17 protein-coding genes are annotated in these 17,051 nt (G+C 46.6%); 2 read left to right on the forward strand and 15 right to left on the reverse strand.

Annotated elements, in window-relative coordinates; translation table 11 throughout:
- Positions 1-80: 80 nt before the first annotated feature.
- The 6 genes from cotE to J2Z65_RS05065 form a co-directional block, all read right to left on the reverse strand.
- Positions 81-647 (reverse strand): outer spore coat protein CotE, encoded by a 567-nt coding sequence (gene cotE / locus J2Z65_RS05040; RefSeq protein ID WP_167054015.1) that lies wholly within the window; start codon positions 645-647, stop codon positions 81-83.
- A 114-nt stretch (positions 648-761) separates the two neighbouring features.
- Positions 762-1,721 carry an aromatic acid exporter family protein gene (locus tag J2Z65_RS05045; RefSeq protein WP_167054013.1) on the reverse strand — a complete coding sequence of 320 codons (960 nt, stop codon included), beginning with the start codon at positions 1,719-1,721 and terminating at the stop codon, positions 762-764.
- Between the two features lie 68 nt (positions 1,722-1,789).
- Positions 1,790-2,632 carry an ABC transporter permease gene (locus J2Z65_RS05050; RefSeq protein WP_167054011.1) on the reverse strand — a complete coding sequence of 281 codons (843 nt, stop codon included), beginning with the start codon at positions 2,630-2,632 and terminating at the stop codon, positions 1,790-1,792.
- Complete coding sequence (locus J2Z65_RS05055) at positions 2,629-3,399, reverse strand: ABC transporter ATP-binding protein (protein WP_167054009.1); 771 nt, start codon at positions 3,397-3,399, stop codon at positions 2,629-2,631. Before J2Z65_RS05055 ends, J2Z65_RS05050 begins: the two co-directional genes overlap by 4 nt.
- 39 nt (positions 3,400-3,438) lie before the next feature.
- The gene (locus J2Z65_RS05060) at positions 3,439-4,452 is read right to left on the reverse strand and encodes an ABC transporter substrate-binding protein (protein ID WP_167054007.1); all 1,014 of its coding nucleotides are present in this window, start codon (positions 4,450-4,452) and stop codon (positions 3,439-3,441) included.
- A 141-nt stretch (positions 4,453-4,593) separates the two neighbouring features.
- Positions 4,594-6,114, reverse strand: a complete 1,521-nt coding sequence (locus J2Z65_RS05065) for a carboxypeptidase M32 (protein ID WP_167054005.1) — start codon at positions 6,112-6,114, stop codon at positions 4,594-4,596.
- A gap of 155 nt (positions 6,115-6,269) precedes the next feature.
- On the opposite strand from J2Z65_RS05065, the gene J2Z65_RS05070 reads away from it, so the two are divergent.
- Together J2Z65_RS05070 and J2Z65_RS05075 are read left to right on the forward strand one after the other, a co-directional pair.
- Complete coding sequence (locus J2Z65_RS05070) at positions 6,270-6,593, forward strand: iron-sulfur cluster biosynthesis family protein (protein ID WP_167054003.1); 324 nt, start codon at positions 6,270-6,272, stop codon at positions 6,591-6,593.
- Positions 6,594-6,648: 55 nt separating this feature from the next.
- On the forward strand, positions 6,649-7,218 hold the full coding sequence (locus J2Z65_RS05075) for a beta-class carbonic anhydrase (RefSeq protein WP_167054001.1): 570 nt from the start codon (positions 6,649-6,651) through the stop codon (positions 7,216-7,218).
- Between the two features lie 130 nt (positions 7,219-7,348).
- Here the strand turns inward: J2Z65_RS05075 and J2Z65_RS05080 are convergent, their stop codons facing one another.
- From J2Z65_RS05080 to J2Z65_RS05120, 9 genes are all read right to left on the reverse strand, one after another.
- On the reverse strand, positions 7,349-7,690 hold the full coding sequence (locus J2Z65_RS05080) for a nitroreductase family protein (protein WP_342357339.1): 342 nt from the start codon (positions 7,688-7,690) through the stop codon (positions 7,349-7,351).
- A gap of 19 nt (positions 7,691-7,709) precedes the next feature.
- Positions 7,710-9,878 carry a hypothetical protein gene (locus J2Z65_RS05085; RefSeq protein WP_167053996.1) on the reverse strand — a complete coding sequence of 723 codons (2,169 nt, stop codon included), beginning with the start codon at positions 9,876-9,878 and terminating at the stop codon, positions 7,710-7,712.
- Between the two features lie 22 nt (positions 9,879-9,900).
- Positions 9,901-11,079: an ABC transporter permease gene (locus tag J2Z65_RS05090; protein ID WP_167053994.1), complete on the reverse strand. Its 1,179-nt coding sequence runs from the start codon at positions 11,077-11,079 to the stop codon at positions 9,901-9,903.
- The gene (locus J2Z65_RS05095) at positions 11,076-11,795 is read right to left on the reverse strand and encodes an ABC transporter ATP-binding protein (RefSeq protein ID WP_167053992.1); all 720 of its coding nucleotides are present in this window, start codon (positions 11,793-11,795) and stop codon (positions 11,076-11,078) included. The genes J2Z65_RS05090 and J2Z65_RS05095 overlap by 4 nt, the downstream gene beginning before the upstream one ends.
- Before the next feature lie 27 nt (positions 11,796-11,822).
- The gene (locus J2Z65_RS05100; protein ID WP_167053990.1) at positions 11,823-13,547 is read right to left on the reverse strand and encodes an efflux RND transporter periplasmic adaptor subunit; all 1,725 of its coding nucleotides are present in this window, start codon (positions 13,545-13,547) and stop codon (positions 11,823-11,825) included.
- A 15-nt stretch (positions 13,548-13,562) separates the two neighbouring features.
- A complete protein-coding gene (locus J2Z65_RS05105; RefSeq protein WP_167053988.1) occupies positions 13,563-14,168 on the reverse strand; it encodes a hypothetical protein in 606 nt (201 codons plus the stop codon).
- Positions 14,169-14,268: 100 nt separating this feature from the next.
- Positions 14,269-15,723 (reverse strand): sensor histidine kinase, encoded by a 1,455-nt coding sequence (locus J2Z65_RS05110; protein ID WP_167053986.1) that lies wholly within the window; start codon positions 15,721-15,723, stop codon positions 14,269-14,271.
- Positions 15,716-16,444 (reverse strand): response regulator, encoded by a 729-nt coding sequence (locus J2Z65_RS35845; protein WP_167053984.1) that lies wholly within the window; start codon positions 16,442-16,444, stop codon positions 15,716-15,718. The genes J2Z65_RS05110 and J2Z65_RS35845 overlap by 8 nt, the downstream gene beginning before the upstream one ends.
- Positions 16,441-16,974, reverse strand: a complete 534-nt coding sequence (locus J2Z65_RS05120) for a DUF309 domain-containing protein (RefSeq protein WP_167053982.1) — start codon at positions 16,972-16,974, stop codon at positions 16,441-16,443. Before J2Z65_RS05120 ends, J2Z65_RS35845 begins: the two co-directional genes overlap by 4 nt.
- Positions 16,975-17,051: the final 77 nt, after the last annotated feature.

Raw genomic sequence — 17,051 nt, forward strand, 5'->3', positions numbered from 1 at the left:
TTATGTCTAGAAAACAAAAAAGAGGGCAAATGCCCTCTGCCGAACCTTGAACGCCAGCATACACTGGCGTATAAGGTTCATTAACCTAAATCATCCTCGAGAAGTTCGGCATCGAGATCCTCGAAATCTCCATCGCCGCCGTCATCAAAGTCCACATGTTTGTCGTCGAAGTCGCCCGGACCATACGGGCTGACGATGACAAACACTTTCGTTTCCGCAATGAGCTCGACCTGGAACTCGCGCTCAACCCGAATGACTACGCTGTCGCCGCTTGAAGCAATACTGGCTTCTACGCAGTTTGGCTCTTGCGTTGCGACAGCAGACACTTCGGCTGTCGTCGGCTTATGTTTTTTGTCCAAGTAGCTTAGTCCAACGACTTCTACATACGAAACGGTTTCTTTTGCAACGTCTGTTTTCGTGTTGCGATCGTAAGAATACCAGATGTTGATATCATAAGTACCAACTACCTCTACGCCCTCTCCGGATTGGATCGCCTCGAATTGGTTATTAATAATCCAAGCGCCCAATATACTGGTCGGAGAAAAGGGCGGAGTCACGGTATGACTTACATGTGAAAATTTGCGACCTTTACCGCAGACAGCTTTTGTAATGATCTCTCTGCTTTGCAAATCTTTATCTAATGACATCCTTTCAACCTCCTCCATACAATCATTCATTACAAGTGTATGCAGGACATTAGTCTAGAGTGACAATTATTTTATATTATTTTTGCTTGTTAAACATATTTATATCTTTAAGAGTCAACCCGCCTCCGGGCGGTGTTTTTTTTGTTTTTTGGCAATGGCTAAATACTGCATAAGCTCCCGGTTAAGCTGTAAAATCGCGGATCGCACCTCGAACTCCTCGCGGCTCTCCGGCAGCGGCATCCTTTTATAACGGGCATCCAGCTCTTGCAATTCTTTCTCAGCTAGCCCTGTATAATAGTCTTCCTTTACAGTCTGGCTAATATCTTCAAGGATTTTTGCGAGCAGCTCTCCCTGCGGCAAAGTCTGATATACATGGGCCACCAGGACGATCATCCGGTGAATCGACTCCAACTGCTCGCCCCTCATAAAGAAATAAACCCGCCAATAAGAGTCTCCTCCGAAAATAAGCGTATTGTCCATCGCCCGTCTGGCCAGCCCCGCTCCCCGATCAATCTCATCATTGACCTCCAATAGCTCCTTGCCATCCCAGATGACGGAGTTATCCCGAAGATGCTTGGCCATGTTTATAAAAATAAGCGAAAATAAGTCCTCTACTCTTTTTTTATGCGCCAACAGCCTATTATCTGCCTTCGGCATGTACGCAATATTGATGAGATTCGCTGTTCCCAGGCCGATGATCAGCAATATCATCTCGTTCAAAACCGATGTCCAGCTCGCATCCTCGTATGCATACAAATGCAGCATGACAACAGCTCCCGTCACAGCACCTTCCGAAATCCGCAAGCGATGCAGCAGCGGAAACACAAGGAGGAGGAAAAGAACGACGACCCACACATGAAAACCGAACAGCATAAATAGCAAAGTCCCCATCAGTAATGCGAGTATAGATGAAGCTAGGCGGTGAAACGCACTTTGTATTCCTTTTTTCTTAGTAACTTCTATTCCGAGAATAGCTAGCAGCCCTGCGGCGGCAGGCGTTTTGATCCCGAGTGCGTGTGCGAGATACATCGCTATACCGACGGCAATGGCGGTTTTGAGCACGCGAAAGCCCATAGCGTTTCACCTCTTTACTGGTTGATCTATGGGCTCATTATTTCATTTTGATTATAAAGTGGCAAGTATTACCGATGTTTTGTCAATCTTTTTTCTAAATTGGATACGATCTGGTACATGAAAGTAGCAACAATCGCAATGACGAACAATGTGGAGATGACGAGCGTAAAATTAAACACCTGAAAGCCATATATGATTAAATACCCCAAACCCATTTGGGAGACTAGAAACTCCCCTACAATGACACCGACCCAGGCTAAGCCTACATTCACTTTCAATGTGGAAACAATAGCTGGGAATGAGGCGGGTAGAATAACTTTGAGGAAAACCTTTCTTTTCGTTCCCCCGAATAAGGAAACTACCTTCACGTAATTGTGATCAACCTCTTTAAAACTGCCATAAACGACTAGCGTTGTGATAATGACTGTAATAGAAAGTGTAGTAGCAATGATTGAAAGCAATCCTGGCCCCAAACCTACAATAAAAAGCGGACCCAGCGCGACCTTCGGCATACTGTTAATTACGACGATATAGGGGTCGAGTACTCTGGATAGAAACGGCGACCACCAGATCACGACAGCCAATGCTGTGCCGAATAAAGTCCCCAATGCAAAGCCGATAATTGTCTCCACAACCGTTACGCCAACATGCGGAAGAAGGCTCCCGTCAAGCAGTTTATCCCAGAGCAGCTTAAAGACTTTCGTCGGATAGCTAAAAAGGAGCACATCGATCCATTTCAACCGGGCCGCTAATTCCCATAAAGCAAAAAATAAGACGAGAATGGCGAGTTGAACAAGCCTTACCTGCTTGCTTTCCTTCTTTCTTGCTTGAGCAAATTGAAGGTGCACCTGATTGGTCAGTGAATCTTCAGCTGCTTTATGTTGAGCCGATTGGCGTTTATTCTCTATCATGCTTCATGCCCTCCAAACTCCTGCCAAATCATTCGAAAGAGTGCATGGAATCCGGGTAACTCTCTTGCTTCGAAAGGCACAGACTTGCGGATTTCCTCCGGAATAAGAAACTCTTCCCGAATCCGTCCCGGATTAGGGTCCAAAACGATAATGCGGTCACTCATCGCGATAGCCTCAGAAATATCATGCGTCACAAGGAGCGCCGTTTTCTGCTTGGCTTGCAGCGTCTCTACGACCAAGTCTTCCAATTGAAGTTTGGTTTGGTAATCGAGTGCGGAGAATGGCTCATCGAGCAAAAGCAGCTCAGGCTCGGTTGCCAGCGTTCGAACCAAGGCTACGCGTTGGCGCATGCCTCCGGAAAGCTGTGAAGGATAGTAATCCTTGAATCCTAACAGCCCCATCTCCTCCAGCAAGTGAAGCACGCCTTGTTTCTTCTCTTTCGTTAAATCCCCTGAGATTTCCAAACCCATGCAGGCATTGTCTTCGATTGTCCGCCATGGGAACAGATAGTCCTGCTGCAGCATATAACCGACCCGTGTGGACGGACCGTTTACAATCTTCCCTGCGACAGTCACCGTTCCTGCTGTTGGTCGAATAAGGCCGGCGATAATGGACAAGAGAGTCGTCTTCCCACAACCGCTTGGGCCGATGAGACTTACGAATTCGCCGCGCGCTATGGCAAAATCGATCCCCTGCACAGCAAGCGTCGCCCTCTCCTCGGTCACGTAGACTTGTGTCACATCTTTCACCGTCACAGCTGTTTCCATGTTCGTACTCCCCTCTCGTCACACTATAATCGGATAAACCTATGGTTTCACCGTTGATTTCGCTTTCTCCGCGAACGTGTTATCCACAAGTGTTTTCCATGCTACTTTCTGTTTCAGCTCACCTGCGGAAGTCATCACATCCAACAAATTGTTCCATTCCTGCTCATCGACGATCCCATCTGTCGCAAAAGAGCCTTGATCCTTATAGCGTTTAACAACGCTTTTTACAATCTCGACATCGATGTCTTTAAAATATGGCAGCACGGCGTTCGTGATTTCATCTACGCTTTTCGCGGCTACCCATAACTGTGCGCGTTGAATCGCATTCGTAAATTTCTGAACCGTAGCCGGGTTTTGTTTCATAAAGCTTTGTTTCGTCATGAAAACCGTATATGGCAAATGTCCGCTTTCCACACCAAAGGAAGCCAGCACAAAGCCCTTGCCTTCTTTCTCGACGATCGAAGCTTGCGGTTCAAAAAGCTGAACATATTCCCCGGTTCCTGACGAATACGCCGAAGCGATATTGGCAAACTCGATATTTTGAATAAGCTGGAGATCCTTCTGAGGATCTATATTGTGTTTCTTAAGCGTGAATTCGCCCGCCATTTGCGGCATGCCGCCTTTTCTTTGGCCGAGAAAAACGGAACCTTTGAGTGAGTTCCAATCAAATTGATCCACTTTCTTGCGAGCTACCAGGAAAGTGCCGTCCGTTTGCGTTAATTGGGCAAAATTAATGACCGGATCATCTGAGCCCTGCTGCGACACATATATGGAAGTTTCCGAGCCGACTAGCGCCACATCGATGGCATTGGAAAGCAGAGCCGTCATGGTTTTGTCGCCGCCGGGAGTGGTCGTTAATTCAACATCAAGGCCTTCATCCTTGAAAAAGCCTTGCGACAGCGCCACATACTGCGGAGCGTAAAATAACGATCGCGTCACTTCACCAATCCGTACCTTGGTTGTTTCCGTGCTTTTCGTTCCACAGGCCGAAACAAAGCTGCTGAGCAGCAGGATCGCTGTTAAGGCCACTCCCCATCTTTTCCGAATCTTCATAAGACGTCCCTCCGATAAAAGTAGTAATCTATCCTATGCAGGAGCCCAGAAGACGGTTAATGGAAACTTTTCGAAAAACGTTTGCAACGCAAAAAAAGCACCCTAAGGCAGTTGCTGCCGAAGGATGCCGGTTCAAGAATTTTATATACCGTAGACAGATTTATATTTTTCTTCCAAATATTGAACCAAATAGTCTGGATTCAATTCTTCTCCCGTCACTTCGCGAATAATCTCATTCGGCGTCAGAAGTTTGCCATGCTTATACACTTTCTCTGTCAGCCATTCTTTAATCGGCGCCAGATTCCCCTCGGCAATCAAGCTATCGAAGGCCGGAAGCTCTTGACGAAGCGTTTGGGTAAACTGAGCAGCGTACATGTTACCTAGCGCATAGGATGGGAAGTAACCGAACGACCCACCGGACCAATGCACGTCTTGCAGCACGCCCTCGCCATCATTCGCTGGTGTAACGCCCAAATACTCTTCATATTTGGCATTCCATTCCTTAGGCAGATCAGCCACGGCAATTGTCCCGTTAAACAGACCTTTTTCCAGCTCATAACGAATCATGATATGTAAGTTATACGTTAATTCATCGGCCTCGATGCGAATCAGCGATGGCTCTATGTGATTGATCGCTTTATAGAAGGTATCGACATCGATATTGTCAATTTGCGGGGAGAACGTTGTTTGCAGCTCGCCATAGTATCTATCCCAGAAAGCTTTGCTGCGGCCGATCACATTTTCCCAGAAACGGGACTGCGACTCGTGAATGCCCATGGAAGTTCCACTGCACAAGTTTGTGCCTACCAAATCTTTGGAAATGTTTTGCTCATACAGCGCGTGTCCGCCTTCATGAATCGTTCCAAATAGTGCGGAGGTGATGTCATTTGGCAAATAGCGCGTTGTAATTCGTACATCCCCAGGATTCAGCGCGGTGGCGAAAGGATGCACCGTTTCGTCCAGTCTGCCGGCTTCAAAGTCATACTGCATTTGTTTCAAGATCGAAAGTGAAAATTGCTTTTGCTTGCTAATCTCAAATTGTTGATCCAAAAAGGAGCGATCCGGTTGGTTCGGCGATGCTTGAATACGCTGCAGCAAAGGAACCGCTTTTTCGCGCAAAGCCCCGAATACTTCATCTAATTTCTCAACGGTCATCCCCGGCTCATACATATCGAGAAGTGTGTTATATTTATGGCCTTCATATCCCCATAGCTCGATAAACTCTTGCGTTGCCGCCACAATTTTCTCCAAGAAAGGCTGGAATGAGTCCCAATCGGAATTATGCTTCGCATCCTCCCAAGCGGACTCTGCTTGCGAGGTAAGCACGACATAGGCTTGATACTTCTCAGCCGGTATCTTCTTGGAGCGGTCGTATTCTTTTTTACATTCCTGAACCATCTTTTTGGAGATGGCGTCAAGCTTTTCCAGCTCGGCAGGCTGCGTGAAAAACGCAAGATACCCGCCCATTTCATCGGAAGTGGACATACGGAACACTTCGGTGGAGAGCTCTCCGACAACTTCAGAGCGTGTTTCAATCCCTTTCTTTGGAGCGCCGGTTCGCATATCCCAATAAATTAAGGCGATGGCCTCCTCGTACTGCTTCATTTTACGAACATATGCCTTGAACGATTCCAGCTTGGCTGGGGCTGCTTGCACACTCATGCTCTAATCTCCTCCCAAAAGTTTCTGATTTCATCATACTTCGTCCCCTACTCAGAATCAAATTTATGCTAGCTTATGGTAAAATAATGACAAGCCTTTTTTTGCAGAAGGCATATTAGGTCCATATTGAAAGACATTCAAGGGAGATGACATACATGAATATTACGTTTACCGATTCAGCAATCGAGCGTTTAACCCCATATATAGGCCAGGGTGATGCCCTGTTAAAGCTTGTTTTTGATACAGAGGGCTGTGGCTGTTCTGTTAACGGTGTGCCCACGCTATGGGTTGTTTCCGAAGCTGATAAAAACGATATCACGGCCGAAACCAACGTGTTCAAACTCATTTTCAAAGATAAGGATGAGATATTTTTTGAAAATGAGATGAAAATCGACTTTTCTGAAGGGAATAAATCCTATATACTGAAGAGTAATAATCAGATTTACAATGCGGGTATGAGCTTAGTCGACAAAAGATAATGCTGCAGAGAAAATAGTAGACAAGCAGCATATCAAGTTACTTGGAGGGGAAACCATGACTTTGATTAGTGAGATTTTGAATTACAATGAGGAATTTGTTGCAAAAGAGCAGTACAAAGAATTTTTGACTACGAAATTTCCGGACAAAAAAATGGTTGTGCTTACTTGTATGGATACACGGTTAGTCGAGCTGCTGCCAAAGGCGATGAATTTGCATAACGGTGATGCCAAAATCATCAAAAACGCAGGCGCAATTGTCTCCCACCCATTTGGAAGTATTATGCGCAGTATCATCGTTGCTGTCTACGAGCTCGATGCAGATGAAGTATTCGTCATTGGCCACTATGATTGCGGGATGACGGGGCTGAATTCAGCCAGTGTCATTGCGAATGCCCAAAAACGCGGCATTTCCAACGATGTCATTGCGACGCTCGGACATTCCGGCATCGATTTGAACAGCTGGTTAACAGGTTTTGACCATGTCAGAGAAGGCATCGAGAAAAGCGTCAATATCATTCGGAACCATCCTCTGCTCCCCAAAAACCTACCTGTCCATGGACTTATCATTGACCCTCAAACTGGCCGGCTTGATTTAATTGAAGATGGCTATCAAACAGTAGAGTGATGAATAATAGAACCTCACGGTTTAGACCGTGAGGTTCTATTTTTTAGTAGATAAGAAAGTATAAGTTTTTTACTTTTGCTTCGCATCTACCTTGACAAACGCGCTCGTCCTAAAAGGATGACGAAGTTGTTTATCCTTGTATCGTTTCCTTGATCGTCAGTTTCTCTCTGGCATCTGTCCGCAGCCGAACGGGCGGTACTTGCTCTGGGTAACCGATGTGCAGTAAGCCGACAATTTTCTCCCCAGGCTTAACATCTACTGTCTCGCGGAAACTCGGACTGTGAATAAAAGGGTTCGTCTTCCAAACAACGCCAACCCCAGCTTCCCATGCTGCTAGTTGAAAGTTCTGGATCAAGCAGCACACGCATGCGAAGTCCTCTTCCCACTGTTTCTGCCTTGGATCTTCCTTCATCACAACGATCAGGTGTGCATGTAATCCAAACGTAAAAAGCGCCCATCCCCATAGGGACAGGCACTTTCACGATAAGACATTACATATCCAACGTTTTAATTAAACGTTTGGCGTCGCCGTTCGGTGTCGACACGACCTCGTAAAGATTGATTTTAACATTCGTGTTCAGTTGTTCGGATTTAATTGAACCGAAATCAATAAACTGTATGCCGGACATTATTTTGTCCTGACCTATGAAGCTCATCGACTTCGTGCTAAGCAGGCGGTCTTCGGAATCGACAACTTCGAAGACGAGGGATGAGAAGTTAGCGTCAGTAACGACCTGCTCTTGACGCTTCACATCCAGATCTAATCGCAGACGGTACGCATAAGACTGATCTTTACTATACGTTGCGCTTACCGTGTAGTCGTTGATAGCAATACTAAACGGATACAAGGATACAGCGCCTGTTGTTGGAACTGGCTGAACAGCTGCTTTGTAAGAGCCAATTGCTAAGCGATTTGCATCGTATAAGTTAAGCGCCAGCTTATCTGCTGTTTCAGTACCAGGCACCATGTAGGAGTAATTCAACACATAGCTGGTGTTCGGTGCAATAGACTTCGCAACGGTAGACTGGCGAGCACCCGAATAGGTGTAACCTTCATCGTTGGTCAGATCGGTTTGGAAATCTGGAAGATTCAACGATGTCGTTCCTTTATTCGTCAGTTTATATTTGGCCACGATGGTTTTGAAGCCAAAGTCCGAATTCTCGCTCATTCCGAGCTCTACAAGTGATACATCAATATTTGAATCAATGAGATTATTCGAAGTTAGTTTAAACGGTGTACCGATCGTGTAATCTTCCGCAGAGGTATACGAGGACACCTCAGCGCCTTGTCCAGCTCCCGCCAGTGTCGTGATTGAAACAGGCAGCGATGCCGTTTTGCTACTGGCTGAATTACCTGAATTGCCTGTATTACCTGTATCAGATGAACCTGAACCAGTACCCGTATCTGTACCCGTTCCTGTGTTAGCTTGCGTGTTACTATTCCCCGCACCACCCTGTTTCTCCGAAACTACCAGCTGTAAAGCATCTGTGTTGAGACCTGCAGGCAAGATTCCAGAGAAACGGAAAGTAGTCGATTCATTCGGCGACAAGTACGACGTGCGAACCGCATTATCCGCAGACGTGACAGCTACACTGCTGCGAATCGCTTGAAATGAAGCGGACAAGTTAGGAATCGTTATGATGCCATCGCTTTTATTCGTCAGTGTGACATTGGCTTGCAGGTGCAGCCCATCGGATTGCTTGCTAGCCGCGGCCCACGTCGTAGCAATTTCGAGACCGCTCAAATCCGCGTTCGGATATTGCGTGCCGCCACCGATTTTACCTACCACGAACGAGTTCGCTACATTTAAGGATCCTAGCACCGTTGTTTTCACTTTGCCTTTCGGCGAGAAAAGAAGGGACAACCCATTTGCTTCAAGGGCTGCTGGAACAGCTGTTTGGATCGTCGTTTTAACCGGCTGCTGCGGCAGCAGGTTTTGCCCTGATCCTGAAATAAACTGCGCGTTGTACGTCAAACCTTTTGAGTCTTGGAGATTTAGTTCGAGCGCATCCGGCAGTTTAAGCGTAGAGTTGCTTAGATTTTCCAGCGTCAAATCCGTATAAACTAACCAAGCACCGTCTTTGTAAACCTTGTAGCTGTTGCCTAGTTCAGCAGTCACAACAGCGTCATCTGCGTACGTCGAATCTAACTCCTGCAAGTTGATAGCAGCTTGTTGATGGACGGATTGCCCAGCTTCCTCCATGGCGGCTTCCACTGACAAAGCTCCTACATCATGCATTGTGTTGTAGTTCCACTCGAAAATATCAACTTTTAATTGCCCCGGCGTTAGATTGGAAGGAATTTCAGAAGTAAACTTGAAAGTGCCGGTTTCCCCCGCTTTCACGCGTCCGTTTACCTTCTCGCTAAGCTTCGCTGTATAAGAGACCCCGTTTGTATCTATGACTTTTACCCCATAGTTGTTAAAATCCACGGGCGAAGAGCTGTTGTTATTCAGCCCGAGGGAAAAGCGCAATGACCCGTCATCGGCACCAGCGGACAAGGCAACCTTGTCTAGCGTAAAGTAGACGGAGTCGCTGAGGAACACGCCTTCCTTTCCGGCGAAAGCCGATGTGGCCAGAGGTAGTGTAAGGAAGCTTGCAGCAGTAAGCATTAGTGCTGATCGGCTGAGCAAGCGTTTCATTTTTCGTTGTTGCTTCACAAGTAGTCCTCCTCTAAGTTCATCAATCAGATCGTAAGGCGTCAATGGGACGCAATTTGGAAGCTTTATTGGCTGGATATAAACCGAAAATAACACCGACCAAAACAGAAAATAAGAAGGCATACAAACTAATATCAAAGGAAAGGCTTGTCGTTTGTTTGGGGCTGAAATACGGCAGCGCGTAAGATAAACCAACACCTAACGCGAGACCGATAAGTCCGCCCAGCCCGCTTATGACGACGGCTTCTACAAGAAATTGGAGCAAAATATTGCGCCTTTTGGCACCAATGGATTTGCGAATCCCGATTTCACGTGTACGTTCACTTACCGTAACTAACATGATGTTCATAATTCCGATCCCGCCAACAAGCAAGGAAATGAGCGCAACGGCTACTAATTGATTCGTAAGTGTGTTCGTGGCTTCAGTCCGTGCCTTGAGCAGCTCATCCTGATTCGTTAATACGAAGCCTGAATCGCTTTTGAATTTATAAGTCAGATACTGCTTCATCGTTTCTTGAGCGGTGTAGATATCTTCCTTGGTAGGAGCCTCAACATAAGTCGTACGAATTTGCCCCAGTTTAAACACGCGTCTCGCAGATTCCAAAGGAACGATGACAGAGCTGTCTACAGAGGCGCCTCCAATGTTAGAGCCTTTCTCTTTGAGGGTGCCTATGACGCTAAAAACAGCACCGTCAATATTGATTTCCTCTCCGACAGGGTCTAAGGTGCCGAAATATGTCTTCGCTACTTCGCTCCCCAGAATCGCCACATTAGAGCGAAATTCAAGATCAGTCGGCGATAAGTTACGCCCCTTATCGACCGTCGCTTTAATAATGTCTAAGTAGCGGTCATTCGTTCCAATCACGTTGTACTTCTCTTGCGTACGGTCATATTTAATATTGGAACCGTTCTTCGTCATTGTCGGCGCAATGGATTTGAACTCCGGAAAGTTTTCGAAATTCATCAGCTCATTATAATCCAGCTGCGTTGCGCGCCCGTTTCCTGTCGCCGTGACAACGAGAAGATTCGTCCCCATATTTTCATACTGCTTGGCGATTTGTTCGGAAGTTCCTTGCCCAATCGACACTAATGTGACAACGGAGCTAACCCCGATAATGACACCCAGCATCGTCAGAAACGTTCGCAGCGGACTTGAGATAATTGTCTGCAGCGACATCCTGAGCAGTTCATTTACCTTCATACGCTCACCTCTTGCTTGATATCGCTCTTGTCAGCGTTATTCCGGTAGTCATCAATGATGACGCCGTCACGAAGGGCAACGACTCGCTTAGCATTGTCGGCAATATGATGATCGTGAGTAATCAGTACAATGGTGTTTCCTTGCGCGTTCAATTGCAAAATTAGTTCCAGAACTTCTTCCCCTGTTCTCGAATCCAGCGCTCCTGTTGGTTCATCGGCCAATATGAGCGATGGCGAAATCGCAAGTGCTCGAGCAATGGCGACACGCTGCTGTTGACCACCGGACAGCTCGCTTGGCTTATGATGGCCCCGCTCGCCCATTCCGAGCATTTTGAGCATAGCGTGCGCCCGCTCCCGCCGTTCTTTTCTGGGGATACCGGCATAGATCATCGGCAGCTCCACATTTTCCATCGCCGATAGGCGGGGCAATAAATTAAACTGCTGGAAAATGAATCCGATCTTTTGGTTTCGAAGCGCAGCAAGCTCATTATCACTCATACGTTCTGTCACGACACCGTCCAGGATATAGCTGCCCGACGTGGGTACATCCAGAAGTCCAATTGTATTCATTAGCGTCGATTTCCCGGATCCGCTGGGCCCGATGATCGCTACGAAGTCGCCCTCTTCCACTGACAGCGATATGCTGCGTAGAATAGGCAGATCTTCCAATCCGCGTTTATAGGTTTTGATAATATCTTTTAGCTCAATGATATTCATACCGCAATAACTCCTTTCCCGGCAGTATTATCTGTTACCGCCAGCTCCTCCGCCACCGCCGCCGTTAGTCCGAACGGCGCCACCGCCACCACCAGCTCCTCCGCCGCCTTGGAATCCACCGCCACCAAACCCGCCGGCTCCACCTGCTCCGCCGTTTTGTTGGAACTGCTGTCTTAAGCGATTAATTTCATCCTGACTAAGGTTTTGTTGCCTTTTCACAGCATTCGGCAGAACAACTTTATCGCCTTCGCTTAGACCTTCTGTGATTTCAATTTGTGTTTTTGAGCGAATACCGATCTTCACTTCATGCTCGGTTTCTACGGTACCGTCGGCTTTTTTCAAAGTGACAATACGCTTGCCTTTTTGCAATTGCAGCGCTTCAGGCGGTATGTAGAGCGCATCTTTCTTGTCTTGAATCAAAATTTCGCCGGTAGCCGTCATACCGTATTTCAATACATTATCTTTGTTGTCCGCAGCAAGCACGACATCATACGCCGTCACGCCATTCGTTGTCGTACCGACAGAAGAGATTTGCGTTACTTCAGCCGGGAAAATACGTCCCGGGTAAGAATCAACTTTAATTTCAGCTTTCATGCCCAGCTTGACGTTAGGCAAATCCAACTCATCCACCTGCACGGGAAGCTGCATCTTGGCAATGCTGGCTACGGCACCAAGCTGCATGCCACTGCTCACCTTAGTTCCAACTTGTAAAAGGCTAAGAATGTCATTTCGCTTGTTAACAAAGTCCGTAGAAAAAACACCGTCAAACGGAGCCAATATTTTAAGTCCGTTAACCTTGTCTTGCGCCGAATCCACCTTCAGCTTCGCACGTTCAAGGGCAGACTGCTTCGTGAGAATATCATCGTCAATCGTATCGTTCGCAAACGTAGCGATTGTTTCTCCTTGACGAACCATATTGCCTGTTTTTAATGGCATCGTGGACACGGTTCCCGTTGTTCCTGCCAGGACAGTTGTGACCTTCACATATTGAAGCGCAGCTTTCGCTTGCGAATCAACGGAACGTCCGCCAATGGTCACGCTGCCAAGTACATTCGTGCCTGCATCCATGGAATTGTCATTTGCGATGGCAATGTCAATATCGACTACTTTTCCGCCTTTCCCATCCGATTTCGGGTCTTTGGAGATGCTTTGAATCGTTCCCGTCTTCGTAATCATATAGCCATCTATCGTAATATCAACAGGATCGCCTTTGTGCAGCTGTGCAGCGTCTTCCACAAAGAAAGGCAGCGTCACAGTCAAATTGTTCACATCAGAGATTGTAGCAATTTTGGTCGATTTATTGATCGAAGCTCCCAAATCAAGATTTGCCGCATAGGTAAGTTTTCCAGTGACCGATGCCTTAACACTCATTAAACTTTCCTGCTCGATCAAAGAATTCAAATCTTTCTGCGTTTGCTCATAGGTCAATTGAGCGTCCTGCAAATCACTCTCAAGACTCGTGCTCGTCAATTCTAAAAGGACATCCCCGGCTTTCACCGCTTGGTTCCGTTTCATATTAATTGATTTAATGTTCGAATCAACTGGTACTGAAATCGTTTGTGTATCTTTGGGCTCGAACTGCGCAGTCCCGGATACAGACGAACGGATATTGCCTTTTTTCACCTCATAGGTGACCTCTTTCACATCCGCTGTTTTGGATTTCTTCCCTTTCGCTAAATAAGCATAAGAGCCACCGGCGCACACGCTTACCGCGACTATAACGATGAACCACTTGCTGCGATACCATTTCATGAAGTAACTTCCTCCTTAGAGTTTGGACATGAGTAATTCCATTAACTGCTGCTCCACGCTGATCCCATAGCTTTTAGGATCGAACTGGTTTTCTTCTCGCTCACGGTCAATGAAGCCTGACTCTGTCTGCCGATCCGTCTTTCTTTTTTGCATAAAAGCTTTAACCCGTTTCTCCCGTTCCTCTGAGGAGAGTTTATCGCCCTGATTGTCCATACGCTCAGCTAATCGCGCCTTTTCTTGCTTGGACTGATCCTCAAGAAAAGTAATTTGTTCTAAAGTCAAGCCCGCAAGGACCTGTTTGCGTTCGGATTCGTTCATACTACCTTCGTCAATGCTTTTACGAACTAATGGAAGTAAAGCCTGCGCTTGCTTGGCCGTTATCAATAGATTGGCATGCCGATCCATTTGAAGCAGTTCCTGAAAAAGCATAACGAGCTGCATCTCCTTTAGATTTTGGACATCTTCTGTGGGGCTTTCCTCGAGGAGAGTTTGGTCGGTCTTTGGGGTTGAGGTGATCACTGCCTGCGATGAAGGCAGGTCAGACACTTGGGGCTGACAACCACCCAACAGGAAGGAAATAAGCGTCATTCCAAACGCTATTTTCCGAGTGTACTTCATCATTCATACACCTCCAAGACAACAAAAAATCCTGTCCAATACGAACAGGATACATTTCAAACATGAAATAAGTTTGTTTAAGTTGTAAAAAAAATGTGAAATTCTACGAAATGCGAGGAAAAGTAACACGAAATTCAGTTCCTTCGCCAAGCCGGCTGCGCGCCTGGATGGTGCCCTGCATACCCGTTACTAAGTGCTTTACAATCGTTAGTCCGAGACCCGTTCCCGTAGGCACGTCAGATCGTGATGTTCTTGCTTCATCCGCCTTATAGAAGCGATCCCAAATGCGTGCCAACTCCGCCTCTGTCATGCCTGTTCCCGTATCGCGAATGTACAAGTGAACCTCATGCTCCGCTTCTTCCAAAGCAACGGTTAGCGTCCCGCCCTTGGGGGTGAACTTTAAGGAATTATAAATGAGATTATGTACAATTTGAGCAAAACGGTCAGGATCTAACGGAACTTGAGCAGGCTCCTTTTCCGGATTCGGAAGAATGAGATGCAGTGTAATTTCATTGACAGCAATCGGAGCCTTCAATAATTCCAACGATTCCTCCAATGCTTCTGAGATGATAACGGGTCTCAAACGGAACACATCGACACCATTTTGGATCTGCGCAAGGTCCAGTAAATCGGTTACGAGACGCTGCAAACGTTGGACTTCTTGATCACAAATGCGCAAGTAATGCGAGTACTTCTCTTCGGGAATGATTCTATCGTTCATGGCAACAATGAAACCACGTAGTGTCGTAAGCGGTGATCGCAGCTCATGCGACACATTCGTCAGAAACTCTTGCCTTGTTCCCTCCCATTCCTCCAGCTGCTCCACCATGAAGTTGAAGCTGGCCGCAAGCTGACCGACCTCATCATGCGATGTAATCGGAACACGGGTCGTAAAATCTCCATGCGCCAGCTCAAGCGCTGCACGATTCATTTGCTGAAGCGGCCCTGCAAGCTTACGTGAAATAATATACAAAATGAAGCCTACCGCTAGGAGTGAAAACAAAAGAGGGACTAGAATGTTAACCCGTACGGCAGAAATAGCTTCACTAATGTCCCCTGCCGGGAAATGCAAAACAATGACCATGGGTTGTCCATTTAATTGATACGGGGCGTGGTATGTAAACAAATTAATGTTTCTTCCATCCGGTGTCGTTATCGTGACCATACCATACCCGCTGTGGCCATGCAATCCGTCGATAAATTGCGCATCCATCTGTTTAGGTATCGTTCTGCCTTCACTATCGGAGGAACCATTCTGAATGTTCCCTTTGTCATCCACGAGCCAAACCTGCCCATTAATGCTTCTTGCCAAAATGCGAATCGTGTACTTCAATTCCCTCGTTGAGATCGACCCGTCCTGCACGGAATTCATGAGCCGGGTGACCTCGACAACGCGTTTTTCGAGCAGTTCGACTTTCCCCTTATAAAACAAATCCGTAAAATAATAGTTCCAGAAAAGGAACAATCCCACAAAAAAAAGTACGCATGTCGCCAGGAACGACAAGAAAATTTTCAGATAAAGACTGTTATACTTTCCCGCAAGCCAACGCTTAAACATGCTGGACCACCTCGAAGGAGTAACCGATGCCCCAGAGCGTCTGAATGTTCCACATATCATGCTGACCCAGTTTTTTGCGCAAATTTTTCACATGAGCGTCTACCGTTCGCGTACCGCCAGTAAAATCAAAATTCCACACATAGCCCAGCAGATCTTCACGCGTGAAAACGCGGCTTGGATGGCTGGTCAGAAAATGCAGCAGTTCAATCTCCTTCGGCGTAAGATCAATCCGTTTCCCCCCGACGGTTACACGGTACTGGTCAAGATCAATGACAATATTTCCGATTTCCAGCGTTTTACGAGATGCGTTTTGTGTATTTGGCGTTTCTGCCGGTATTTGAACCGTACGTCGCAGCACTGCTTTGATGCGGGCAATGAGCTCATTGGGATCGAAAGGCTTGACTAAATAATCGTCTACACCTAGGTTAAATCCTCTCAGCTTATCGATGGACTCCCCTTTGGCCGTCAGGAAAATGATCGGTGTTTGATGAAAAGGCGCTTCCATCTTCCGAATCCTTTCGCAGAGCTCATAGCCTGAAATGTCCGGCAGCATGATGTCTAGAAGTACTAAACTGGGTTTCTCTTCTACGATTGTACGAAGAACCTCCTGCCCGCGAGGCAGCAATATGGATTCATAATTCGAATGCTCCAGATACAATCTGACCACTTCAGCAATATTCGGTTCATCATCTACGACAAGTATTTTTCCTTCAGAGCTCACCTGGCGCCACCCTTTTCCTTACGGATTTGCTGTTGTTTTGCTCGTTCTTCGATCACATCTGTTCGATCTCTCCGCGTGTGCTTCTGGATCAGCTCGATATCGGCCATCCGGCTCGGCGCTTGCCATACGAGTCCTTGACGTTCGCATTCGGACAGACATAACGCAATTAATTCTGAATCTGCAATTGGCAGATTAATATCTTGATAATGATAGCCATCACGGTCAATTAAAGCATAAGTGTCCCTTATCAGCTGTGCAAGCTTTTCAGCATCAAGCCCCAAAGAAGCAACATGCTCAGATTGGGCATTTCGCTCTGCGCTTTGCAGCATTTTCACAGCACCTGTACGGTTCCCTCTGCGAATATGATACATCCCCACGGCAATTTGAATCAAAGCTACATACGTTTTACTCTGCTCGTCCGTTGGATGTTCTTTCCAGAACTCTTCCATCACTTCATGACATTCAAAATAATCTCGCTCCGCATGAAAATACAGTAAGTATTCGATATATGCTTCCGGATACTTCTTCATAGACCGTTCCTCCACCTAGTTGTAATCACGATAATGACTATGTATACCTCATGTTACTCGAAAGTTGTTCCATCGTC

Source organism: Paenibacillus aceris, from assembly GCF_017874035.1.
Classification (GTDB): Bacteria; Bacillota; Bacilli; order Paenibacillales; family NBRC-103111; genus Paenibacillus_E; species Paenibacillus_E aceris.

Excerpts from the sequence above, each read along its gene's own strand:
- cotE (WP_167054015.1), bottom strand. The coding sequence starts at position 647 with ATGTCATTAGATAAAGATTTGCAAAGCAGAGAGATCATTACAAAAGCT.
- J2Z65_RS05045 (WP_167054013.1), bottom strand. The coding sequence starts at position 1,721 with ATGGGCTTTCGCGTGCTCAAAACCGCCATTGCCGTCGGTATAGCGATG.
- J2Z65_RS05050 (WP_167054011.1), bottom strand. The coding sequence starts at position 2,632 with ATGATAGAGAATAAACGCCAATCGGCTCAACATAAAGCAGCTGAAGAT.
- J2Z65_RS05055 (WP_167054009.1), bottom strand. The coding sequence starts at position 3,399 with ATGGAAACAGCTGTGACGGTGAAAGATGTGACACAAGTCTACGTGACC.
- J2Z65_RS05060 (WP_167054007.1), bottom strand. The coding sequence starts at position 4,452 with ATGAAGATTCGGAAAAGATGGGGAGTGGCCTTAACAGCGATCCTGCTG.
- J2Z65_RS05065 (WP_167054005.1), bottom strand. The coding sequence starts at position 6,114 with ATGAGTGTGCAAGCAGCCCCAGCCAAGCTGGAATCGTTCAAGGCATAT.
- J2Z65_RS05070 (WP_167054003.1), top strand. The coding sequence starts at position 6,270 with ATGAATATTACGTTTACCGATTCAGCAATCGAGCGTTTAACCCCATAT.
- J2Z65_RS05075 (WP_167054001.1), top strand. The coding sequence starts at position 6,649 with ATGACTTTGATTAGTGAGATTTTGAATTACAATGAGGAATTTGTTGCA.
- J2Z65_RS05090 (WP_167053994.1), bottom strand. The coding sequence starts at position 11,079 with ATGAAGGTAAATGAACTGCTCAGGATGTCGCTGCAGACAATTATCTCA.
- J2Z65_RS05095 (WP_167053992.1), bottom strand. The coding sequence starts at position 11,795 with ATGAATATCATTGAGCTAAAAGATATTATCAAAACCTATAAACGCGGA.
- J2Z65_RS05100 (WP_167053990.1), bottom strand. The coding sequence starts at position 13,547 with ATGAAATGGTATCGCAGCAAGTGGTTCATCGTTATAGTCGCGGTAAGC.
- J2Z65_RS05105 (WP_167053988.1), bottom strand. The coding sequence starts at position 14,168 with ATGATGAAGTACACTCGGAAAATAGCGTTTGGAATGACGCTTATTTCC.
- J2Z65_RS05110 (WP_167053986.1), bottom strand. The coding sequence starts at position 15,723 with ATGTTTAAGCGTTGGCTTGCGGGAAAGTATAACAGTCTTTATCTGAAA.
- J2Z65_RS05120 (WP_167053982.1), bottom strand. The coding sequence starts at position 16,974 with ATGAAGAAGTATCCGGAAGCATATATCGAATACTTACTGTATTTTCAT.